At 31.6% G+C, this 21,404-nt stretch carries 22 protein-coding genes and 1 tRNA gene; 7 read left to right on the forward strand and 16 right to left on the reverse strand.

From position 1 onward, the window contains the following. Positions 1-9 precede the first annotated feature (9 nt). The 5 genes from Y592_RS03280 to ndk are packed head-to-tail and all read left to right on the forward strand — an operon-like array spanning position 10 to position 4,418. The gene (locus Y592_RS03280; RefSeq protein WP_077198038.1) at positions 10-669 is read left to right on the forward strand and encodes a 2-phosphosulfolactate phosphatase; all 660 of its coding nucleotides are present in this window, start codon (positions 10-12) and stop codon (positions 667-669) included. Positions 670-674: 5 nt separating this feature from the next. Continuing rightward, positions 675-1,562, forward strand: coding sequence for a FecR domain-containing protein (locus Y592_RS03285; RefSeq protein ID WP_075665628.1), 888 nt, complete (start codon positions 675-677; stop codon positions 1,560-1,562). Continuing rightward, the gene (locus Y592_RS03290; RefSeq protein ID WP_075665629.1) at positions 1,559-3,466 is read left to right on the forward strand and encodes a transglycosylase domain-containing protein; all 1,908 of its coding nucleotides are present in this window, start codon (positions 1,559-1,561) and stop codon (positions 3,464-3,466) included. The genes Y592_RS03285 and Y592_RS03290 overlap by 4 nt, the downstream gene beginning before the upstream one ends. Continuing rightward, positions 3,466-3,999: a hypothetical protein gene (locus Y592_RS03295; protein ID WP_075665630.1), complete on the forward strand. Its 534-nt coding sequence runs from the start codon at positions 3,466-3,468 to the stop codon at positions 3,997-3,999. Before Y592_RS03290 ends, Y592_RS03295 begins: the two co-directional genes overlap by 1 nt. Continuing rightward, on the forward strand, positions 3,975-4,418 hold the full coding sequence (ndk, locus tag Y592_RS03300) for a nucleoside-diphosphate kinase (RefSeq protein ID WP_075665631.1): 444 nt from the start codon (positions 3,975-3,977) through the stop codon (positions 4,416-4,418). Before Y592_RS03295 ends, ndk begins: the two co-directional genes overlap by 25 nt. A 2-nt stretch (positions 4,419-4,420) precedes the next feature. On the opposite strand, the gene Y592_RS03305 is transcribed toward ndk, so the two are convergent. The 8 genes from Y592_RS03305 to purF all read right to left on the reverse strand — a co-directional run bounded on the left by Y592_RS03305 (position 4,421) and on the right by purF (position 12,203). Beyond that, positions 4,421-5,518, reverse strand: a complete 1,098-nt coding sequence (locus tag Y592_RS03305) for an ABC transporter permease (protein ID WP_075665632.1) — start codon at positions 5,516-5,518, stop codon at positions 4,421-4,423. A gap of 13 nt (positions 5,519-5,531) precedes the next feature. Further along, positions 5,532-6,692, reverse strand: a complete 1,161-nt coding sequence (locus Y592_RS03310) for a vWA domain-containing protein (RefSeq protein WP_075665633.1) — start codon at positions 6,690-6,692, stop codon at positions 5,532-5,534. Beyond that, positions 6,679-7,314 (reverse strand): hypothetical protein, encoded by a 636-nt coding sequence (locus tag Y592_RS03315; protein WP_088368855.1) that lies wholly within the window; start codon positions 7,312-7,314, stop codon positions 6,679-6,681. Before Y592_RS03315 ends, Y592_RS03310 begins: the two co-directional genes overlap by 14 nt. A gap of 61 nt (positions 7,315-7,375) precedes the next feature. Next, entirely contained in the window at positions 7,376-8,284 is a 909-nt protein-coding gene (locus tag Y592_RS03320; protein WP_075665635.1) for an AIR synthase-related protein, read from the reverse strand. Next, positions 8,281-9,468, reverse strand: a complete 1,188-nt coding sequence (gene purD, locus Y592_RS03325) for a phosphoribosylamine--glycine ligase (protein ID WP_075665636.1) — start codon at positions 9,466-9,468, stop codon at positions 8,281-8,283. Before purD ends, Y592_RS03320 begins: the two co-directional genes overlap by 4 nt. A 9-nt stretch (positions 9,469-9,477) precedes the next feature. Next, positions 9,478-10,371, reverse strand: a complete 894-nt coding sequence (locus Y592_RS03330; protein ID WP_075665637.1) for a phosphoribosylaminoimidazolecarboxamide formyltransferase — start codon at positions 10,369-10,371, stop codon at positions 9,478-9,480. 15 nt (positions 10,372-10,386) lie between these two features. Then, positions 10,387-10,944, reverse strand: a complete 558-nt coding sequence (gene purN / locus Y592_RS03335) for a phosphoribosylglycinamide formyltransferase (protein ID WP_075665638.1) — start codon at positions 10,942-10,944, stop codon at positions 10,387-10,389. Beyond that, entirely contained in the window at positions 10,908-12,203 is a 1,296-nt protein-coding gene (gene purF, locus Y592_RS03340) for an amidophosphoribosyltransferase (protein WP_075665639.1), read from the reverse strand. The genes purN and purF overlap by 37 nt, the downstream gene beginning before the upstream one ends. A 554-nt stretch (positions 12,204-12,757) precedes the next feature. Between purF and Y592_RS03345 the strand changes: the two genes are divergently transcribed. Next, positions 12,758-13,321, forward strand: a complete 564-nt coding sequence (locus Y592_RS03345; protein WP_075665640.1) for an MBL fold metallo-hydrolase — start codon at positions 12,758-12,760, stop codon at positions 13,319-13,321. Positions 13,322-13,361: 40 nt separating this feature from the next. Here the strand turns inward: Y592_RS03345 and Y592_RS03350 are convergent. The 7 genes from Y592_RS03350 to Y592_RS09225 form a co-directional block, all read right to left on the reverse strand. Then, positions 13,362-13,437, reverse strand: a tRNA-Asn gene (locus Y592_RS03350). A 243-nt stretch (positions 13,438-13,680) separates the two neighbouring features. After that, positions 13,681-15,180 (reverse strand): ATP-binding cassette domain-containing protein, encoded by a 1,500-nt coding sequence (locus Y592_RS03355; protein ID WP_075665641.1) that lies wholly within the window; start codon positions 15,178-15,180, stop codon positions 13,681-13,683. A 40-nt stretch (positions 15,181-15,220) separates the two neighbouring features. After that, positions 15,221-17,254, reverse strand: a complete 2,034-nt coding sequence (locus Y592_RS03360) for a lanthionine synthetase LanC family protein (RefSeq protein ID WP_088368856.1) — start codon at positions 17,252-17,254, stop codon at positions 15,221-15,223. A gap of 47 nt (positions 17,255-17,301) precedes the next feature. Continuing rightward, entirely contained in the window at positions 17,302-17,919 is a 618-nt protein-coding gene (locus tag Y592_RS03365; RefSeq protein ID WP_088368857.1) for a class III lanthionine synthetase LanKC N-terminal domain-containing protein, read from the reverse strand. Between the two features lie 112 nt (positions 17,920-18,031). Next, positions 18,032-18,157: a class III lanthipeptide gene (locus Y592_RS09185; protein WP_198022714.1), complete on the reverse strand. Its 126-nt coding sequence runs from the start codon at positions 18,155-18,157 to the stop codon at positions 18,032-18,034. 618 nt (positions 18,158-18,775) lie between these two features. Beyond that, positions 18,776-18,973, reverse strand: coding sequence for a hypothetical protein (locus Y592_RS03370; RefSeq protein ID WP_075665643.1), 198 nt, complete (start codon positions 18,971-18,973; stop codon positions 18,776-18,778). A 513-nt stretch (positions 18,974-19,486) separates the two neighbouring features. After that, on the reverse strand, positions 19,487-19,612 hold the full coding sequence (locus Y592_RS09225; protein WP_369799920.1) for a hypothetical protein: 126 nt from the start codon (positions 19,610-19,612) through the stop codon (positions 19,487-19,489). Between the two features lie 234 nt (positions 19,613-19,846). Here Y592_RS09225 and Y592_RS03375 point away from each other — a divergent pair, with 234 nt between their 5' ends. Continuing rightward, complete coding sequence (locus Y592_RS03375; RefSeq protein ID WP_088368858.1) at positions 19,847-20,746, forward strand: hypothetical protein; 900 nt, start codon at positions 19,847-19,849, stop codon at positions 20,744-20,746. On the opposite strand, the gene Y592_RS03380 is transcribed toward Y592_RS03375, so the two are convergent. Next, positions 20,739-21,317, reverse strand: coding sequence for an AAA family ATPase (locus tag Y592_RS03380; RefSeq protein WP_077287228.1), 579 nt, complete (start codon positions 21,315-21,317; stop codon positions 20,739-20,741). The genes Y592_RS03375 and Y592_RS03380 overlap by 8 nt on opposite strands. Positions 21,318-21,404 lie beyond the last annotated feature (87 nt).

A 21,404-nucleotide genomic window follows, 5' to 3' on the forward strand; every position in this document is an offset into this window, starting at 1 on the left:
GGTGAAAATATGATAGATGTAAAATTTTTACCTGAAAAACTAAGAAAAGCTCAGGTAATTGTAGTTATTGATGTATTAAGAGCTACTACTACAATGGTTACAGCCATTGCAAATGGCTGTAAATACATAAAACCTGTGGAAACACTTGAAAAAGCTCGAAAATTCAAAGGTGAATTTCTCATATGTGGTGAAAGAGATGGAATAAAGCCCAGAGACTTTGATTGTGGAAATTCCCCATTAGAGTATACTAACGTAAAAGGGGAAAAGCTTATCCTAACCACAACAAATGGTACTAAAACTTTAAAAAAGGTTGAAAAATTATCAAACAACATAATTCTGGGAGCATTTGTAAACTTTACCGCCACATTAAATTTTCTCCAAAATTTTTCAGATATATTATTTGTATGTGCTGGAAATAACGGAGAAATCTCATTTGAAGATATTCAGGTAGCAGGTGCTTTTGTCCATGGTTTATCTAATAAAATGTTATCCGATAGCGCTTTAGTTTCTATGTACATGTGGGAAGGTCTAAAAAAACCAAACTTTTTTGGTGTCCATGCCAAAAAACTAAAATCTTTACATTTTGATAAAGACTTAGATTTTGCAAAAAAGTTAGATCTATACGATATAGTGGTAGAATATAAATATGGTAAAGTCAAAGCGAGGTGATATATATGAAAAAAATTCTGTATTTTTTTCTTTTAATCCCTTTACTTTCCTTTGCACTACATACTGGTGAGTCTACCAATTTAGTCTTTAAAATACCTGGAAAAATTGAAATAACGGTAGTTGATGCACTTGGAGGAGTTCTGCCAGAAGACCTACTAATAGATAAAGTATCTTTCAAAAATATTGCAACTGTTACATATATAGCTCCAATTGTCCCCATAAAAAGTTATCTCATATTAGACGTAAATGGAAAGAAAATAAAATACAACTTCAAGATAGTTGAATATGATTATCCAAAAGATATTGCACCGGTTATATTAGAAGAATTTTCCGGAAATGTTGCTTATTCAAAAAATAAAAAAGAATGGATAGCAGTTTCAAATAATGTAAAGTTGTATGAAAATTACTATCTTAGAACACTAAACAACTCTTATGCAGTCATTTCCGGAAAATGGGGAAAAGTCTATATAAAAGAAAATACAATTGTAAAAATAGAAAAAAGCAGGCAAAAAGATGATAAATTTGACGTTAAATTAAGTGTGGAAAAAGGTAGTGTTATAGCAGATGTTGTAAAATTCTTAATGTCAAAATCTAGATTTCAAATACAAGGTGGTTCTGTTACAGCAGGTGTGCGTGGAACAAAATTTGGTTGTGAAGGTGAAGCTGGCTCGTGGAAATGGTTTGTCTTTGATGGAAGTGTTTTTGTCTTTAATGGAAAGAAAATTGTAGAAATAACAAATCAGAAAATGATAAAAGTGATAGATAATACCTTTTTAACTCCAGAAAAATTTGAAAAAAACTTTGAAGAATTTATAGGAATTTTTGAAGAAGGTTTTGAAAACTTGGAAAATGAAATGGATGACTATATGGAATCTATTGAGGGGAACATATGAAATATTTTACATATTTTTTAATTGGTTTTCTCTCAATCTTTCTCACACTCTTTTATATGTACAAAAAGATCACTGCACATTTACCAGATCCAGAAACTCTAGTACCATCGAGTCTTATTATAGAATATTCAGATGGTACACCTTTTTATTTTCCGAAAGCCTATTGGTACAAACTAGAAGACTATCCAGAACGTCTTATAACTACCGTTATAATCTCTGAAGATGAGGATTTTTTTTCACACCCCGGAATAGATATATTAGGAATGCTAAGGGGAATATTTTACACGGTATTTAAAAGAAATACACAGGGTGGAAGTACTCTTACACAACAACTTGTTAGAAGTTTGTATCTAACACAAGCACGGACCATTGAAAGAAAAATAAAAGAAATTTTTATATCACTTTACATAGAAAAAATAAGAACCAAAAAAGAAATTTTAGAACTTTACTTAAATTCCGTGTATATGGGAAATGGAATATACGGCTTTGGAACAGCTGCTAAATATTATTTTAACAAAGAACCAAAAGAACTAAACTTAGCAGAAATAGCACTCCTTGTAAATACCGTAAAATCTCCTGAAAACTTCAATCCACAAGATTTGAAAAACCATAGCAGGGCAAATGTGGTTCTAAGAAGGCTTTTAACAGAAAATTATATAAGCCAAAAAGAATACGAAAAATACAGTAAAATGCTCCAAAAAGTAAAATCGTATAACATATTTGAATCAAAATACGATGAAGAAATATTTTGGAGGGTTATTGAAGAATTAAAAGAAAAGGGATTTACCTTGGATCTATTGAGAAAGGGATTTGTAGTCAAAACTACTTTAAATAAAGAATATTACACATTACTCAGCAAAAACTTGGGGGAAAACAACGCTGGATTAATATTGAACTACAAAACAGGTGAAATCCTTGCAATGCACGGTAAAGGTACCAACAACGGTAGAAGACAAATTGGATCACTAATAAAACCTCTTTACTATTACAAAGCATTGCTAGAAGGATATAACTTGGACTCCAAATTATTTGATTTACCTATAAAAATAGGTGACTGGACTCCAAAAAACTTTGAAAGAAACTATTATGGTGAAATTACACTTGAAAACGCATTAATACATTCAAGAAACATCCCATCTGTTAATCTTTACCTTATGCTAGGTGATAACACTGTAAGATTTTTTTTGGAAGATGAATTGAAAATAAAAGGGTATTATCCAAAAGATTTAACGTTGTCTTTAGGAACTTTGGAAACATCACATGAAGAAATTGCAAAAGGTTTTTCGGCAATCTTCAACAGTGGAATAGTTATAAAGCCACACATAATAGATGAAGTGATAAATAGTGATGGAGTGGTATTTTACAAAGCATCACCAGAAGTTTTAAATATAGTTTCCCCATCAAAACGATATCCCATGGAAGCAAGCTATTTAATTATTAACATACTAAAAAAAGTAGTAAAATACGGAACAGGTATACGTGCAAAAATACCGGGAAGAACTATAGTAGGAAAAACTGGAACAGCAGAGCAATATGCTTGGTTTTTAGGAGCAGATGGGAAAATATTAATGATAATATCACAAGACGGAAAAGATTTATTGGGTGGAAGAGATGTAGCACCACTTTGGAGGAAAATCGCATTAAAAACAAATATAGGGAAAAATCCTTTTACCATTTCATCTGTATATCGAAAATTAAAAGTTATCAAGACAAATCCTATGAAATATATAGATTACGAATACCTAATAAATTTAATAAAAACTGGAAAATTCAGTATGGACGAGCTTGTAGAAATTTTAAAGACATTTGATAGAGAATATCTTATAGAATTTCTATCATACCTGAATACCGTTTCACAAGAATTTACAATAAAACTATGGAATATACTCGGAGGTGGGAAGTAATGAAATTTTTCTACAACCTTGAAAGATCAGAGTTTGGAGAATATGTCACAATAGAAGTTACAGATGACCAAAACAGTGGAATTGGCGCTATTGTACCTGAAAGAAAAAAGGGAGAAAACTACAAGGTTATTATGGGTGCAATCGAAGAATATAGATACATTGTGGAAAAGGCATCAATAGAGGATACGTTCAATATAGCATATTCACTATCAAAACACTTTCCAAATCATCCAAAAGTAATATTTGCAATTGATGCAGCATTTAAAGAATTATACTCAAAAACATACAACATACCATTGGAAAAACTTTTAGGACAGGAAAACATAAAACAATGTAAAAACTCAGAAGGCAAAAAAATCTTTCCTGAAGAATATGGATTTGTAGATTTAATAAAAGTATTGCCACAATTTGACAATTACACTTTTGTACTTACAAAGTATCCAAAAGGTGAGATGTATGAAGTATTAAAAGCTTTATCTACAAATTACAAATACGTGGAGGTGCTTTCATGGAAAGAACGTTTGTCTATTTAAAACCAAATGCAGTAAGAAGGGGACTAATCGGAGAAATAATAAAAAGATTTGAACAAAGGGGAATAAAAATAGTTGCACTAAAAATGCACTGGGTAACAAAAGAAGAAGCAGAAGAATTATACAAAATGCACAAGCAAAAGAGCTTTTATAAAGATTTAATAGAATTCATCACAGGCGGTCCAATAGTTGCAATGGTAGTAGAAGCACCAAGGGTTATTGAAATGGTTAGACACATAATCGGAAACACCGACCCCCTAAAAGCGGGAACTGGAACAATTAGGGGAGAATTCGCATTAACTACAACCAAAAATCTCATACATGCAAGTGATTCAAAAGAAAATTTTGAAAGAGAATACAAAATATTCTTTAAGGATGAGGAAATTATAGATTACTACTTAGATGTACAAGACGATATATAGAGCTACTTTTTCAAAAACTCTTTTCTTACAGTAAATATCATTACTACAAAGGCAATGATAGAAACTACAATTAAATACTTTAATTCTTGTGATATACCAATGTTGTTTAATTGATAATTTCTCAATGCATAGGTAAGTTTATACGATGGCGTATAAGATGCTAATTTAAACATTGCCTTGGGAAGTGTGGTGACAGGTGTAATACTTCCACTTGTAAAAAAGAAAAACATGGAAAGGGATATTCCCAATATATTAGCTACCGCCTTATTAGGAGAAATACTCGAAATAAATATTGATAGAGCAGAATGAAATATTATTGCCGTTAAAGAAAGCGGAAAAAAGATACTAAAAGGTATTTTTACACCAAATAAATTCCCAACAAGATAAACACTAAATGACACAAACAAACCTAAAAAAAACAATGCTAGAAATTTTACAACGGAATATTTATACCATTTTTCGTTATTAACTTTAAAGATAGTAATAAGTCCAAGTTCTCTATCATTAATTACAGTTAATACACCTATTGCAAGTAGCAAAAATATCACAGATAAAAACAAAATTGCCGGTGAAAATAAATTGCCAAAATCCGTTTTAAAATTCTTGGTTTTTGGTACGAATTGAGGTGCTGGTGTTTCATTACTTACAAATAAATACCTTAAAACTTGAGGATTGAAAAATGGTGAACCATTCAAATCGTTAAATATCGAATTTAATACGTTGTATATACCGACGGACAATTGCAAGTCAACTGGACTTGGAATAAAATCAATGTTTACCTTTTGTCCGTTGTATAGTGCGTCTGTAAAATTACTCGGAATCATCATAACGGCGTTCACTTCGCCAGATTGCAAAAGCTCCACATAATTTTCATCTACATACCTAAGTGTACCACCCTTAAAAAAGGACATAACAAGCTTTATTGTAAACCGCGACAGTGCAGAATCATCCAAGTTGTACACCCCAAGTTTAACATTCGAGACTCCAAATCCATTGAAAAATATTATACTTGCAACTGTAAGCACAACAGGTAAAAGGATGATGAGTACTATATTTACAGGTTTTCCAATAAGTCTTTTAAATTCATACCAAACTCTCACCTTTTCATCCTTTCTATTTAAGAATAATTACAGAATTTTTTCCATAAATTCTTACAGCATCTTCTATGAATTCTGGGTTGTGCTTTGAAGAGAGCACAAACAAAACTCTTCTCTTTACAACGGGAACATCCACGTGCCCATCTGTAAAGATTATTATCCCCTCCACTCCTACCTTTGATTGTGCAAGATCCACCGCAGGTTGAAGATTAGTTTCTCCTCCACCGTATATTTCTAAATCTTTCCAATTTCCAGATTTGTATTCCGTCACCATAGTTACCGATTTATCCACTTGTATTAAAATCAACTGGGAATCTTGTTTTGCTATCTTTTCAATCTCGGTTAAAAATTGATTCATTTCCTCTTCTATTATACTTGCACTTGTATCCAAGATAACGGCTAACTTTGACTTATATTCATATCTCCAACCTGGCTGATCATCGTATCGTCTATTTGGTCTTAGTGGTGTCATGTATTTATCTCCTTTTATAGATGCATTAGAAAAACGTCTTAAAATCGTCTCCCAATTTAATGTAGATTTTTGCAAGATTACATCTATATTCTGCTTTAAACCAGAGTCAAGTTTTTTTCCAAACATGTTAAAAGCTTTTCCAACTTTATCTTTAGTAATTTCTATTATCATTTCAACTGGAATCTCAGATTGAAAATCGTGATCATCTATTGAATCAGGTAATGCTTCTATATCAAAATCACCTTTTTTTTCAAATTCCTTCATCATCCACTCAAAATATTCTTCAGCAGTCTTATCTATTAAAAAAGCTGGTGGAGCTGCAAATATTACCTCGTTATCTACTCCATGTCCTTCTTCAATAAGGACATTTAGAGGCACACCTCTTGCATCTAATTCAGGAATATATTGGTTTATAGCTGCATCCATTGCAAGGTCCCAAATCTTTTTTTCCCTTTTATTTCTCGGCTTTATCCTAAAATGCTGGTTTATTATATGCATTAACTCATGCAAAATAATCGCCTCAACGAACCATATTGGTTTCTTATTAACAGAAGGGTTATACAAAAAAACAATTTCACCATTCTTGGTGAATTTTATAGATATATTCTTTACATTTTCATCCTTTTGAAAAGAAATTCCAAGAAGTAGATACGCGTAAAAAGGACTCTTTTTTACAATGTTTTCAAATGCTCTATTTATAACCATCCGATTCTACCTCTATTCCAAAATTGATAAACTGATTTTCAAAAAGAGGTGTGGATAAATACGATATCCACTTGTATTTTGTTGAAAGAGTTACAAAAAACGTCATATTTTCAAATAAATCATACGACACAATAAAAGAAAGATGATATCTTAAAATGTCTTCGGGATTAACAAAAGACAAAAAGTTTACATTAACACCTGGGTCATAATATATGTAAATCCAAGAAAATTCAACGTTAAATCCCAAAGATAGTCTATCAAACCTAAAATCAGGTAAAATTCCAAGGTATATTCTTCCTGTCTCAGTAGATGTCTCCGTTGTTAAAGGCTTATGGAAAGTAGATTTTACATAACTTGAAAAAGAAAAATTATCAATCCCAGTATCAAAATAAAAACTCACAAGATATGTACTATTGTTAAATACATATCCAGTTAAAATTTTATATAAAAATATATCACTATTTAATGAAAATGAGACACAAGAAAGTGGATAACCTAATCTAAACCCAAAATTTTCTATACTACCCCTCAACCACACACCATCCTGTGTGGAAAAACCAAATTTCACGGCAAAAGAAATAGTTAAGAGAAAAATAAAGAAAAATGTTAAAAATCTTTTCAAACAATCTCCTCCCTTCCTATAGATTATACCACATCTAAAAAAAAATGACTCCGCATCGGAGTCATAAAATCAAATTAAGATTTTCATCTTCTGTAACCTTTCCTATTATCTTTCCTGGTAGATCCTTACTATTTGACACATAAATAAGCCCATATCCCATATTAAAAGTGGAAATAGCTTCACTAAACTCAACATATTTCAAAATCCAATCTACAAAATCCTTTCTTTCAAGATTTACATTACAACCTCTTCCGTTTAAAAGCCTTCTAAGTGCTCTTAAAATACCACCACCTGTTACATGTGCCATAGCTTTTATCTTGTCGAAATGCTCTATAATATTTGAGTATATTCTCGTTCCCTCTAATAGATTGAAAGGCAAATCATTTATGTTTATATTTTCTTTCCTTAAAATTTTTCTAATCAAGCTCCAACCATTTGAATGAAATCCCGAAGCATCCAACGCAAATATGTAATCCCCCGGTTTTATTTTCTCGTGTTCAAATAACTTTATCACTTCACCAATGGCAAAACCTGCAACATCCATGTGATTTTCCTGATATAAATCAGGCATTTCCGCTGTTTCTCCAGCAACTAAATACATATCGTGCTTTTCAAGTTCTACTATTAAAGCTTTTACAAATTCTTTTGAATTTCCATCTATACTGTGCACCCCCAAATAGTCCAAAAAAGCCTTAGGCCTTGCACCAACACATATTAGATCGTTGTAATTCATAGCTATTAAATCTTTCGCAGCATCATTCCAAGTTTGAAATTCTATGTGTAGTAATATCTTTGTCCCAATTCCATCTGCAGTTACAGCTATCTTTGGGGTTGTAAAGTTTAAAATTGTCGCATAACCTGTAGGCTCTTTTATTATCCATTCTGGAATAATTGCATTTCTCTTTATTTCCCTTGCAAACTCATCGCCCTTTTTCACGTCTACCCCCGCATCTTTATAGGTATACTTCATGCGTAAATCACCCCTATATCCGTTCTAAAAAACTTACCCTCAAAATCTATTTTATTTGCAAGATCATATGCTACGTTTTTTGCATCTTCTTTTGTCTTGCCAATTCCTACACAGTGTAGCACCCTACCACCGTCTGTGTACAGTTTTTCTCCATTCCTTTTAACACCTGCTCCAAAAATAATGAAATTTTCTCCTTCTATTTTCGTGATATTCTTTATTTCCAATCCTTTTTTGTATGAAATAGGATATCCCTTGCTTGCTAATACAACATCTAAGGCTACATTTTCAGGGGAAAAATCCGGGATCTTCTCACACTCTGTGGCTTTCAAAATTGTTTCTGCAAAATTTTCTGGATTTGTAGCCACAATTACCTCTGTTTCCGGATCACCTAGTCTAACGTTGTATTCCAAAATATAAGGTGTTTTTTCAAAGAGCATAAGTCCAAGGTATAAAAATCCTCTATAGTTTATCCCTTCCTTTTTAAGACCGTATAACGTTTTTTCAAAGAGCGTTTCTATCTTTTCTTTTATTGACTTGTCAATACTGATAGGTCCAAAGCTCCCCATACCACCGGTATTTGGTCCCATATTTCCTGTATTTGCCCTTTTGTAATCTTGTATGAAAGGATACAATGAAAAGCCCTTTTCATTAACAACTGCCATGGCAGAAAGTTCCCTTCCAGGAATAAATTCATCCAAAATTATAGGTCCTGAAACTCCTTTTATTAATTGACCTTTAATAAGTTTTGCACCAAGTGCTATTGCTTCGCTTTCATCACTTGTAATTAAAACACCTTTACCTTTTGCAAGTCCATCTGCTTTTAAAACATATGGAGGGTAAAATTTCTTTATCTTTTCCCTTAATTCTAATTCGCTCTCTACTATTTCAAATCTTGGTGTAGGCAAATTATATTTACTCATAAATTTTTTGGCAAATATCTTTGAACTCTCCAATTTTGCCCCTTGAATTGTTGGACCAAAGACATTTTTCAATTTTTCTGCAACACCTTTTGCAAGGTATTCTTCAGAACCTGGAATTATTAATCCATTGAAATTTTCTATATCATCAATGTTATTTCCAGTTAGCCCATTCCCAGGCGCATAAAACACTTCAAATCCAATCTTTTCAAATGAATAACCTATAGCATGCTCTCTTCCACCTGATCCCAATATGCATATTTTCATACTCTCACCTCAATGTCTAAACACTCTACCATTTGCTTTATAGAACGATATTCCAAGTTTATTTGCCGCATCAATTATTTCACTATCTCTAATAGATCCCATGGGTGCAACTACTGCCTTAACCTTTGCATTTGCAAGAATTTCCAAACCATCTGGAAATGGAAAAAATGCATCAGAAGCAGCATATGCCCCAATAGCCTTTTCACCTGCAAGTGATGTGGCAATCCAAGCCGCCCTTTTCCTTGAAGGTTGACCTGTACCTATTCCCACTGTTGTAAGATTTTTGGAAATAAGTATGGCATTTGACTTTACCCCTTCAACAACTATATATGAAAAAATTAGTTCGGTCATTTCACTTTCTGAAAGTTTAGGACCTGCTACATGCTTAAAAACTAAATCTGGTAATTTCCTTTCACCTATTAAAAAAGCTCCAAATGCAGGTTTTCCAACTTTTGGTTCATAATCTCTAACTTTTAATATACGTATTTTCTTAGATTTTAATACTTCTATTGCTTCTTTTGTAAAGTTTTCTGCAATTACAACTTCAAGATATTTTTTCTTTATAGCCAATGCACATTCTTCGTCAAATTCAAAATTCACCGAAAGTATTCCACCAAAACTTGATTCTTCATCGGCTAAAATAGCGGAAAGTATGGAGTCCACCTTGCTTTTACTTACAGATGCACCACAAGGTGTTTGGTGTTTCACTACCACACTTCCATAGCCATTTAATTTTTTCAAATTTTTTGCAATTACAAATGCTGATTCTGCGTCTAATATGTTGTTAAAAGAAATTTGTTTTCCTTCGTGCAAAATTTTAAATGCAGGTTTTCCAAACATTTCCGCTTTTTCATGAGAATTTTCCCCATACCTTAATTCCATATCAAATTTTTCAAGATACACCCCCACTCACTCCTTTCACGAATTTAAAATAGATTCAATAACTTGTGGATAATGCTTATGCTCCAACTTATGTATTTCCTTTTCCACCTCTTCTAATGTTAAACCATCTATCTCTAAGGCCTTTTGGAAAATTATAGGTCCCGTATCTACACCCTCATCCACAAAGTGAATTGTTATTCCCGTTACTTTAACTCCGTATTCATATGCCTGTTTTATAGCATCTTTTCCCGGAAAAGCAGGTAGTAAAGAAGGGTGTATGTTTACAATTTTAAAATTATTTACAATCTTTGATGGAAGAATTTTCATAAATCCCGCAAGAACTACTAAATCTGGTGCAAGTTCTTTCAAAAGCACAAATAATTCCTCAGCCCAATTATCTTTAAGCCTTGTATGAGAAATTCCAAGTTTTTTAGCCCTTTCTTCTGCAAAACACTTCTTGTTGGTAATCAACCTTAAAATGTTAGCATTAAGAATTCCTTTTCTTGTCGCATTTACTATTGCTTCAAAGTTTGAACCATTTCCAGATGCCAAAATCACTATATTGGGTAATTTAGATTTAGACATCCTAGGCATAATTTATCTCCTCCAATAGCTTCTTTAAGTCCATCTATAGACAAATAATAAAGCTCATCTGCATTTATTTCCTTAATTATCTCCTCAATTTCTTTTTGATTGGCAATTAACTCATTTTTCCTTGAGGTGTCAATACCATATGGACAAGGCCCTATTACCGGTGGTGAATGTATACCAACTTTTACTTTCTTTGCCCCGCTTTCTCTTAACATCTTTACTATCTGCTTCATAGTTGTTCCCCTTACAATTGAGTCATCAATTACAATAACTTCCTTGTTTTTTACTACTTGAGGAATGGGAATTAATTTTCTTTTAATAATTTCTTCCCTATTTTCGGGCATTATAAAGCTCCGTCCTAGATATCTGTTTCTCATAAGGCCAAGTTCTATGGGAATTTTTGAGGCAAGTGAAAATCCTAACGCACCTGAAAAACCAGAATCAAGTATTGGAATTACAATATCTCCCGTCATTTGACTTTCACGATACAGAATCCCCCCCATTTTAAACCTTGCTTTGTGTACATTTCCATAGTAAAAATTACTATCTGGTCTTGAAAAATAAATATATTCAAATGCACAAAAACGCATCTTTGTTGTTGCAAACTTTACCTTATCTAAACCCATATCTGAAAAAATAACCATTTCACCTGGTACAATTTCTGTTATTTCTTTTGCACCCAACGCCGTTAGAGCAGAATCCTCGGAAGATACAACAAATCCACCCTTGAATTTTCCATAAAATAGCGGTCTAAAGCCATAGCTGTCTCTTGCGGCTATAAGCATGCTGTCAGTTAATATCACAATAGAATAAGCTCCAGGGATCCTTGAAAGAGACCATTGAATGGAAAGTTTTGGGTCAGAATAAGGAGCAAGGGAAATATAATGGAGGAATACTTCAGAATCAATTGTTGTGTTAAAAACTGCTCCTTTTTCGACAAGCGATTTCATCCTAATCTTTGCATCAGGAATATTCCCGTTGTGTGCAATTGCAAATTTGCCTTTTGAAGTTAAACCCATAAGGGGTTGAATTTCACTATTTTCTCCAAACGTCGAATATCTAACATGTCCAATACCACTTCTACCGTTTATATAATTTTCCTTAGTTAAAACTTGTGAGACCAACCCTTGCATCTTTAAAAATTTGAAACCCTCAATGACAATCCCCGTGCTTTCTTGCCCTCTGTGTTGAAGACCTAATAAAATATCATGTAAAATGTTATAAGAATCATCTACATTCCAAACACCTGCTATCCCGCACATAACACCCCTCCACTATCAAAATGAAAAAGAGGAGCAAAAGCTCCTCATCAACCACAAAATATTACTTCCCAAACAGGGAAAATCTCTTATTTATAGCCTTTTTCCACAATATCAATTTTCTTTTCATTATACCCCCTCCTAACTTTTATTCTAAAGCCATTTTAAATTAGAGTCAATTAAATTTACAATTTTAAAACAAACCTTATCATTTTTGTAAACAATACAAACTCTAAAAAACTAAAAAGTCTTATACATCATAGCTCTTTCTATTTCTTGAATGTAAAATTACTTATATACATCAAAAAATAAATTTGCCACTCCAAAGAGTAGTAAATAACAAATTCATACTTTCGATAATTTCGCAAAATAGAAAATAACTTAAACAAACGTTTGTTTATACGAGTACTTATTAGATTTTAGATAGTTCTTGAAAAAGTTAAAGTTATAGTAAAATATATTTGCAAGAGCTTCTATTTGATATATGATTAAAAAACAGGTCACAAAAATTATGAAATATAAATAAAAAGTCAAAAAATTTTAATGGAGGGAATCACATGAAGTTTAAAGTTTACAAAACATCCGGTTTTTTTAATATTAATACATATATTTTTGAAAACTTTGTTGTAGATCCGGGATTCGGAATAGGAAAATATCTAGGAAAAATCCCTGTTAAAGTAATTTTGACACACGGGCATTATGATCATATAGCAGGACTCTTAGAATTGAATGTAGAAGATGTTTACATTTCAAAAGAAGATAAGAAAATGTTGTACGATCCATCCAAGAATTTTTCACATCTTTTTGGGGAGACATTTATTTTTGAAAAAGATGCAAAAGATATAGATTTATACTTTGATACAATAGCAGTACCAGGTCATACCTTAGGTTCAAGGATAGTAATTTTTGATAATTTAATATTCACAGGAGATACTGTATTTTGTAATACCGTTGGAAGAAGTGACTTAGGTGGTTCAAAAAAACTAATGATTGAATCTATAAAAAAGCTAAACAATATATTTAGGGAATTAGATGAAAATATGTTGATACTTCCTGGACATGCTGCATATTGCAATATAAAAACATTATTTAAGAAAAATCCGTATTTTAAGAACGTTTAAAAATATGAAAAAAATAAAGGGGAGAATACTTCTCCCCTCTTGGCTCCGGCGGAGGGACTCGAACCCCCAACCTAGTGGTTAACAGCCACCCGCTCTGCCTATTGAGCTACGCCGGAACACCTTCCAGAAAGTAATATATCACATTTTTTTTAGTTAGTCAATAACTTTCAAGTACATACTTCCCATTAATTTTTTCTGTAAAAAGTTCTGCACCTTTATAAAGTTATAACATATAACCTTCAAGACGTGTGATTTTTGATCTTCTCTATATAACTTTTCTTGAATATTATAGTAATGATGTAAGCTTATGCATAAAATAATAAATTAATGGTAATAAAGTGACAAAGATAACCTCAATATTATAACTTAATCTTTGTATCAAATAAACTGTGAAAATCTTTTTCCCCATGAAGTACCATTATTAACGTCTTAGAGCTCAATTTTTCAAATATTAACTTTATTATCTTTTCTTTGCTTTGCTCATCTATATTTGCAAGTGGTTCATCAAAAATATATAAATCTGCATCTTTTTCAAGTGCTATACCAATAGCAACTTTTTGTCTTTCCCCTGCAGAAAGGTTAGATGGTGTTTTTTCTTTTAACCTTTCTAAACCAAGTTTTTTTATTAATTCTTCATCCCTTATAAGTTCTCTTATAGAAATTTCTGGAAGTTCAACCGGTGCAGTTATTGATACAACATTTTTTGGTCTTAACACTTTTCCACTATCTGGTGACAAATATCCAGATATTATATTTAAAAGCGTGGTTTTTCCTGCTCCATTTTCTCCAAATATTAATACCTTACTCTTAGGAGTTATTTCCAAATTATCTATTTCTATTACTTTATTTTCATCATAAGAAAGTTTTACATCTTTTAAAATTACTCTATTATCCAGGTCAAAATATTCTCTCTTCTCAGTATTTAATAATTTTTTTATTCTTTCAAGTATTTGCGAGTACCTATGAAATTCTGGAATGGCTTGAACAATCCCAAAAAGGGATGAAACCGCTCTCCAGAATGTGTTTATTATTGCTACAAATCCTCCAAAACTTAACTTTCCAATTAAAACAAAATATCCAGATACTATAAGTGAAAGAGTATCCGCTGTGTTTCTAATAATGTCACCCAACATTTGACTTGATTTTACAGCTTTAAAACTTTCAAACCTACTGTTTAAATACTCTTCTAAAGTTCTCCTATGCTTTAATGTTGCAATGTCAAATATAAAACTAAAAGTTCTCATAACTTTGAATGATTTAAGAACACTTGTTAGAAAACTTGTATAAATTCCTTCTTTTTCCCTTTCAAGTGCTGTTTTTTTCCTAACTTTTTGACTTACAACATTCGCTAAATACATTAACGGAGGAATAATAATAAACAACACCAATGAAGCTCTCCAGGAAATAAAAAACATCGCAAGTAATAATGCCACTTCTGATACAATCATTGAAACTATATTTATTGTCATCCTAATCATTGGAACAACACCTTCATTAACATCTTTGTGAATGGAATTTATAAAATAACCCGCACCTTTTTTGGTAAATTCTTTTAAATCATAATTAAAAGTCTTTTTTAAAAGTTCAGATTCAAGATTTAATACTACTTTATTTTCATACCTTTTTTTCCAAAGATTATTTATATAAAACAATAGTACAAATATCAGACCAAGTGCAAGATATACCACACTTAAAAGTACAAATTTTTGAAAATTAAGCTTTAATACAGCCTCATCAAATAACCACTTTACCATTAATGGTTGAATCAATCCTTCAAAGAAACTTAAAATACTTGAAAAAATAAGAAGTAAGATAAATTCAAATCTCTTTGTCTTTAAAAATTCCCAATAAATTTTCATAAAACCCCTCCTATCTATTCTATAAAATGAATCCAGAAACTTAATCTAATAGCAACTCATCTTCCTTGCCTTTTAATAACCTATTTAAAGTCCTCAAAACACCAGCAATTCCTGTGCCAAAGTCACACGTTATTCTTATACCACCTTCGCCCAAAACTGCCAAAACTTTTTCTTGTTTTATTCTTTCATCTTTAAAACTGCAAACGCTTTTCGGATTGAAAATATGCATATTTATCAACCCTTCAATTTGCTGTTCTAAAACTTTTAAAATGTCTTTTCTTTCATAATAAATTACTATGTCAATTAAGGTGTCAATAATACCAGTTGTACCAAACAAATATCCAGGTAAAACAAAATACTTTCTTCTAAGATCATTTAGGAGCTCTTCGAATATCTTGTTTTTTATATCATACCTAAGAGCTACTTTTAAAACGCCGGAAGTTCCTACTTCTAAATATGGCTCGTAATTTTTTCCGTTATAAAAGCTTCTCAAGCCTTCAAAAACAACACTTGATCTTAAAATCTCATCGTTAATAGCTTTTTCTCCGATTTTTTTTATTTTGGGATCTTTTACTACTTCATACAACCTTAGTAAAAACAAAGAAATTCCTGCAGCACCATATCCAAGCCCGTAAAAGGTATTTTTCTTACTAAAACTATTTTCCCAAAATATTTTTCCAAATTTATCGTATTTTGCATGTTTTATTAACCATTTATAAATTTTCAATGCCTCAGATAAATATTTTTCTTCCTTTGTTAACCTATACATTTTTAAATTAGTAAGCCCAACACCGCTTGCTCCATAATACAAAGAATAATCTTCGTATAACATCTGATGTTTATTACATCTTTCCATTAACCAATTTGCAAGTTCAATTTCTCCTAATTCAAGTAAAACGAAAACAATTCCAGAAAGACCCGTAAGAAATCCTGGTGGAAATAATTCAAAATCAATGTTTTTAACTTTATTTAAAAACCAGTTTTTAAACCTTTTCGGTATATCATTTTTATACTTACTAATTGAATATAATATACCACCTGCTCCAAAACCAAAAGAAATTTCATTAGTTGAATAAACTATTGGATCACATGGGAAAAGCGTTTGAGTTGAAAGATTGGCAACATCGTACAAAAAATTAGTTAAACCATCTAACACATCTTTAATTTTGTATTTTTTTGTAATATCATCAAATAATTTATTTTTATCATTTTTTTCCTCTAAATCATTAACCATTTTAAATGGTTGACTTACTTTTTCACGTATTGTATGTCTATTATTCTCAAAAAAATTCAAAGCATCATCTAGAGAAATTTTAGATTCCTGTAGGTCACATATGAAATAATATATCTCCTTGGGCCAACCAATATCATCTACAATTTCTTTGTAGACCTTTTTGAATATATCATCTCTTAGAACTGAAAACACAGTTATTGGATATATATAATAAAACATTATTGATCCAATACTGTACAATTCGTCGCTTAAACTATATGCACGATTAGAATTTATATCATATTTACTAAAACCAGGAGTAGTTAAAACTGTGGTATCAATATATTTTCTAACTGCTCCTTCTAAATCAATTAAAATAGCTTTGTATGTATTCTTCTTAAATAAAATATTTCTTGCTGATATATCACCTAATAATATCCCTTTATCATGTAAAACTTGTACTACTTCAAGAAAACTTCTAAAAATTTTAAAAAACATCTTTAAAAACTTTTCTGAATCTCTTTTTGTAGCAAACGGATTTATACTAGGATTATATTTTCTAAATATTAATTCTCTAATATCATATCCATTAACAAATTCTTCAACTAAAAAATAATGTTCCCATTCTTTAAAAAAATCAACAGGTTTTGGTGTAAAATTAAATCGCTCTAAATATTTTAAAATTTTCCATTCTTTTTCTAAAAGATCTACTGAATGGACTTTTTCGTCAAAGCTTTGGTTAGTAAATGGCCTTGCTTCTTTTATAATTACTAAACATCTTTTTAATTCGTCAAATGCTTTATAAACTCCCCCACTGTTTGAAAAATGTACTGCCTCAAGTATTCTATATCTTTTTTTCAATATTAATTCTTTTAAAATCTTTTTCTTTTTTGAAAAAATAAGATCTTTTACCCAATATGGTGTTCTATAATAAGGAAGTCTCTTATCTTCAATTTTTGACCATTTGGTGCAAAAATGATCGGAATTTTTCTCCCAGTTATATCTATCATAAAATGTTTTTTTAATCCCCCATATCTATAATACAAAATACCTTCATCTTTGTATCTTCTATCACTTAAAATATATGGTCCTTCCTCAAAATATAATTTGTCATGCAAATCCTCAAGCACCTTTTCAAAAATTTTTTCATCCCTTGGATATATAGTAATAAATTTCCCAGAACTTCCCCTGGGAAATTGTTTAGAGTTAAGTACATACAATACCTTTTTGCTTTTCGCAAATTTAAACGATATTTTGTTTTTAATTAAATACTCGCTTACAATTCTTAAAATCCTCTCTGCATTATTTAATTTTGCACTTATGTGTATTTTCCAGCCTTGCTCCGGAAATTCATTCAAATACAAAAAATACCAAAAATTATCCTTCGATAGCATCATTTTATACTTTTCAGGTAATATTTTTGAATAATCGCATTCTAATTTATTTTCATTTGATCCAAAAGGAACATAGAATAATGATTTCTCAAGAACATATAAATATCTATCAACCCACCTTAATTCTCTCATTATTCACACCCCACAAAGCTTACTTTCCTCATTATCCAAACAGCAAAAAATAAATTATCAAAGACAGGTTAGGACTTTTTGTCCTAACCTGTTATATTTATTACATAAAATGTTAATCAGTAACTTTTGAAGAAGAAGAATTGCAACAACCACTCCAACTACTTGTCCAACTACCTGCTAGTTGCGTAGAAGTGTCTTTAACAGTTACTTCTAGTTGTTGTAATCTTAATATCTCCATAGTATTCTCCCCCTTTTTCCATTTATTATTTTGCAGCCGGCCGCAGGAAAACTTAAAATAATTATTATTTTTTAACTTCAAAAATTTAGTTTATTTATTTCTTTTATGGATTTTTAAAAACTTACCTTCTACCAACATATTTGTGAATTATATAACAAATAATAGAATATATTTATATTACAATTTTATGTTATAATTATTTTGATTTCTTGTTAATTATAAAATAATATGTTTATTAAAATTTAACATTCGTCAACTTTTTCGGTAGTAAATTTCACACTCTCCATAAGCACTCTGTTCGCTCACAGGATTCTGGTTGTATGTATCGTCTGACAGAAAAAGAAGATATTTTCCAAAATGATTTATAAGTTTGAACTCCATATTTTCACTCTTCCTTATTAATTTATTCCACTTCTACAATTTATTATATAAATCACATTAAAATATAACAACCTCGAAAAATTTCAATTATAAGTTTTTTTTTTTTTTTTTTTAACCATAATTATTTGCAAAATGCTTTTTATTTTAAAATATTTCTAATTTATTTAAAATATATTAACGAATAATGTATATTTACGTATTAAAGTTTTATGATTTAAAGTTTATTGTTCAATTATCTTACTCATAAAGCCAAGGAAATAACCAATTCCACCAATGTCTTTTTTTACAGCCTTCGTTACACCAAACATTTGGTGAACATTCATCTTTGTTTGCACAACCGTCGCAATTTTTAACATCTCCACAAAGTCTTCTTTCTCCATCACAAAAGGAAAGATATACTTTATCGTTTACAACTGGTTCGTTTAAAAATTCCATGTTCCCCCCTTAATCAATAAAGTTTTTAATTAATTATACGTATAGTTTTGTAGTTCATATACTAAAAAATATATTATAAAAATACATAGAAATATCGGGAGTTTGGAGAAAGATTTGATCGTTATCTTATCAAAAATTTTTAAAATCCTAAAAGTCAAATTTAATAGCAAAAAAATAAAAACTATTTTTGAGGTATGAAAATCAAGAAAATGAAAACCATTTTTCAAGTCTTATACAATGTTAGTAATAAAACTTTCTTATTTTCGATATGTGGAAAGCTTTAATAGCATGATTGAAAATAGAAGAATACGCACCGGTGGGTTCTTTCAATCTGTCGAAATTGCTGAAATAAATATCCTTCTTTCTTATGAACGTTTGAAATCTCGTGGTAAATGGAAAAATCCTATCCCTTTGATTAGAGCTTCTTTATATGAGATTACTTAAATGTTTGATATTAGATATTTTAACTCTGACACATAATTGTTGACATGTCTCTTTTTTTTTAGGCTTCCCCTAATATCCTTCCCAATATTTCTTTACTGTCCTTCTGTCTATCCCATATATCCTGCCTAATTCAGAAAAGTTCGGCCTCAAATCCATCCCCCTTAACACTTCCAAATGTTGTTTGACTTTTTCCATCTCTGGTATCCCTCCTTCCTTTGGAAGGATACCATTTATGTACAATTTTGTTCATTTTTATTTTCCTCTTCTTGGCCATTTGTATTTTACCATTTACATCTCAACGATCTTGCGTGGGATATAAAAAACATCCACCCACTCTGGGCTTATTCCATTTCACAAAAAGCGGTATACTGGCTTGGATACTATCGTGAGACATCAGGCAATTTGTTCGGTGCCCTCGATACCCTGTTCGTGATTGAAAAAAAGATCAACACGTTTTCCATTTACAGAACATCAAAGGTTATACGTTCGTTAGGAGTTTCAAAGAAATACGAAAAACTTTTGAAAGAAGCGGAGAGATACATCCCAAAATTCAACGTGTCAATCTACGCAAACACAAAAGATTTAAGGAGATTCATACGCAAAATCGTAGGGTTGTGCAGGGGAGAGAAGATATCGGCTGGGAGGATATCGGAGATAATAACCGGGAAGACGAAGAGGATCAGAGGCAACACGTTGAAAAAAATAATAGAAGGGAAAGAAGTAGAAAATTTAGAAGTTCCATATCCTGTATATAACGAACGGATAAAGCTGAAGGTAGAAGAGCGGTTTGAAAAAGCACTGGAGGAGTTAAAACAGCTTACACTTTCTGAAAGAAAACGGCTTTTCATATCGACGTACATAGCACAGGTTGAGAGAGAGAAGTTCTACCTTTCAAGAAAGGACAAACTCAAAAAATCTTACAAACTTCTTGAGAATGTTGAGGAATTTGGGAAGTATATGGCAAGAAGATACAAAACTATGGAATTCGTGGTGGACATGGTGGAAGCGCACCCTTATGTGGAAGGACGGAAAACAGCGGTGAGGAAAGCGGTGGACAGGATGGGAGTAAAGAAGCTGGGGGAATTTATCCGGAGATACATAGAACTTGACGAGTACGACAGGAAGTTACTGGACAGGTTTATGAGAAATTACGGCAGGTACGATGGGATAAGGTTTGGAATGAGGGTGAATGGGTCTGAGGTAGTGAGGGGTTTTGCGAAGAAGTACCGGTTGGAGATACAACCGACGCTTTTGGCATACTGGTGTGAAGACGACAAAAGGGTGAGAGGGAGACTGGAGAGGATTTTGAAATCTATCGCTTCTATTTAACCAAGCTTACAAACAGCCATGCGGGAATACCAATTACATCTTCATCTTTAAATATCGTATTCTTTGTTATCACAATCCCACTACCGAAGACTTTTTTCATTCCCACGTAATCACCGGGACTTACGGTGTTTTGATACTTAACTTCCAGCGGAAGCAGAGCGGTTTTTGTATCTACCACAAAATCTATTTCTTTACCTTTATCGGAATACCAAAAGTATGGACCTTTTACCAAATCCAACCCAAACATGGAAATCTCCCGCTTTTTAAAAAGATGCCTCAATATTATCATTTCTATTTTGTGTCTCATTTCAATTGATTTGGCTGACGATCCTGTGAGAACGACCAGATCGTCGCTTACAATTCCAGAATCCACAAGGAATTTAATCGCTCTTTGCCATTCAGGTACGGTTGTTGTCTCATCAAGAAAAATGAAAGAATTTTTCTTTTTAAAATCAAATGACTTCTTGTAAAAAATCAGTACATTAGCCAGTTCCTCGTTGTCTTTAATCATGTCGCAGGGAAGGTACAGCACACGAATCGGATCAACATTTTTTTCAAGGAGTTTGTCCATGCAATCACCCCGTTAAATAATTTAAATAATTTACCATATAAGTCCTTATTTAGCAAATCTGTTCGCTAAATTAGGCCAAATTTAGCG

Origin of the sequence: Thermosipho sp. 1070, assembly GCF_001682135.1 — a bacterium.
Lineage (GTDB): Bacteria > Thermotogota > Thermotogae > Thermotogales > Fervidobacteriaceae > Thermosipho > Thermosipho affectus.

What these genes read in the sequence shown, in the direction of transcription:
- Y592_RS03280 (WP_077198038.1), top strand. Translation starts at nt 10, where the DNA reads ATGATAGATGTAAAATTTTTACCTGAAAAACTAAGAAAAGCTCAGGTA.
- Y592_RS03285 (WP_075665628.1), top strand. Translation starts at nt 675, where the DNA reads ATGAAAAAAATTCTGTATTTTTTTCTTTTAATCCCTTTACTTTCCTTT.
- Y592_RS03290 (WP_075665629.1), top strand. Translation starts at nt 1,559, where the DNA reads ATGAAATATTTTACATATTTTTTAATTGGTTTTCTCTCAATCTTTCTC.
- Y592_RS03295 (WP_075665630.1), top strand. Translation starts at nt 3,466, where the DNA reads ATGAAATTTTTCTACAACCTTGAAAGATCAGAGTTTGGAGAATATGTC.
- ndk (WP_075665631.1), top strand. Translation starts at nt 3,975, where the DNA reads ATGGAAAGAACGTTTGTCTATTTAAAACCAAATGCAGTAAGAAGGGGA.
- Y592_RS03310 (WP_075665633.1), bottom strand. Translation starts at nt 6,692, where the DNA reads ATGGTTATAAATAGAGCATTTGAAAACATTGTAAAAAAGAGTCCTTTT.
- Y592_RS03320 (WP_075665635.1), bottom strand. Translation starts at nt 8,284, where the DNA reads ATGAAGTATACCTATAAAGATGCGGGGGTAGACGTGAAAAAGGGCGAT.
- purD (WP_075665636.1), bottom strand. Translation starts at nt 9,468, where the DNA reads ATGAAAATATGCATATTGGGATCAGGTGGAAGAGAGCATGCTATAGGT.
- purN (WP_075665638.1), bottom strand. Translation starts at nt 10,944, where the DNA reads ATGCCTAGGATGTCTAAATCTAAATTACCCAATATAGTGATTTTGGCA.
- purF (WP_075665639.1), bottom strand. Translation starts at nt 12,203, where the DNA reads ATGTGCGGGATAGCAGGTGTTTGGAATGTAGATGATTCTTATAACATT.
- Y592_RS03345 (WP_075665640.1), top strand. Translation starts at nt 12,758, where the DNA reads ATGAAGTTTAAAGTTTACAAAACATCCGGTTTTTTTAATATTAATACA.
- Y592_RS03355 (WP_075665641.1), bottom strand. Translation starts at nt 15,180, where the DNA reads ATGAAAATTTATTGGGAATTTTTAAAGACAAAGAGATTTGAATTTATC.
- Y592_RS03365 (WP_088368857.1), bottom strand. Translation starts at nt 17,919, where the DNA reads ATGAGAGAATTAAGGTGGGTTGATAGATATTTATATGTTCTTGAGAAA.
- Y592_RS09185 (WP_198022714.1), bottom strand. Translation starts at nt 18,157, where the DNA reads ATGGAGATATTAAGATTACAACAACTAGAAGTAACTGTTAAAGACACT.
- Y592_RS03370 (WP_075665643.1), bottom strand. Translation starts at nt 18,973, where the DNA reads ATGGAATTTTTAAACGAACCAGTTGTAAACGATAAAGTATATCTTTCC.
- Y592_RS09225 (WP_369799920.1), bottom strand. Translation starts at nt 19,612, where the DNA reads ATGGAAAAAGTCAAACAACATTTGGAAGTGTTAAGGGGGATGGATTTG.
- Y592_RS03380 (WP_077287228.1), bottom strand. Translation starts at nt 21,317, where the DNA reads ATGGACAAACTCCTTGAAAAAAATGTTGATCCGATTCGTGTGCTGTAC.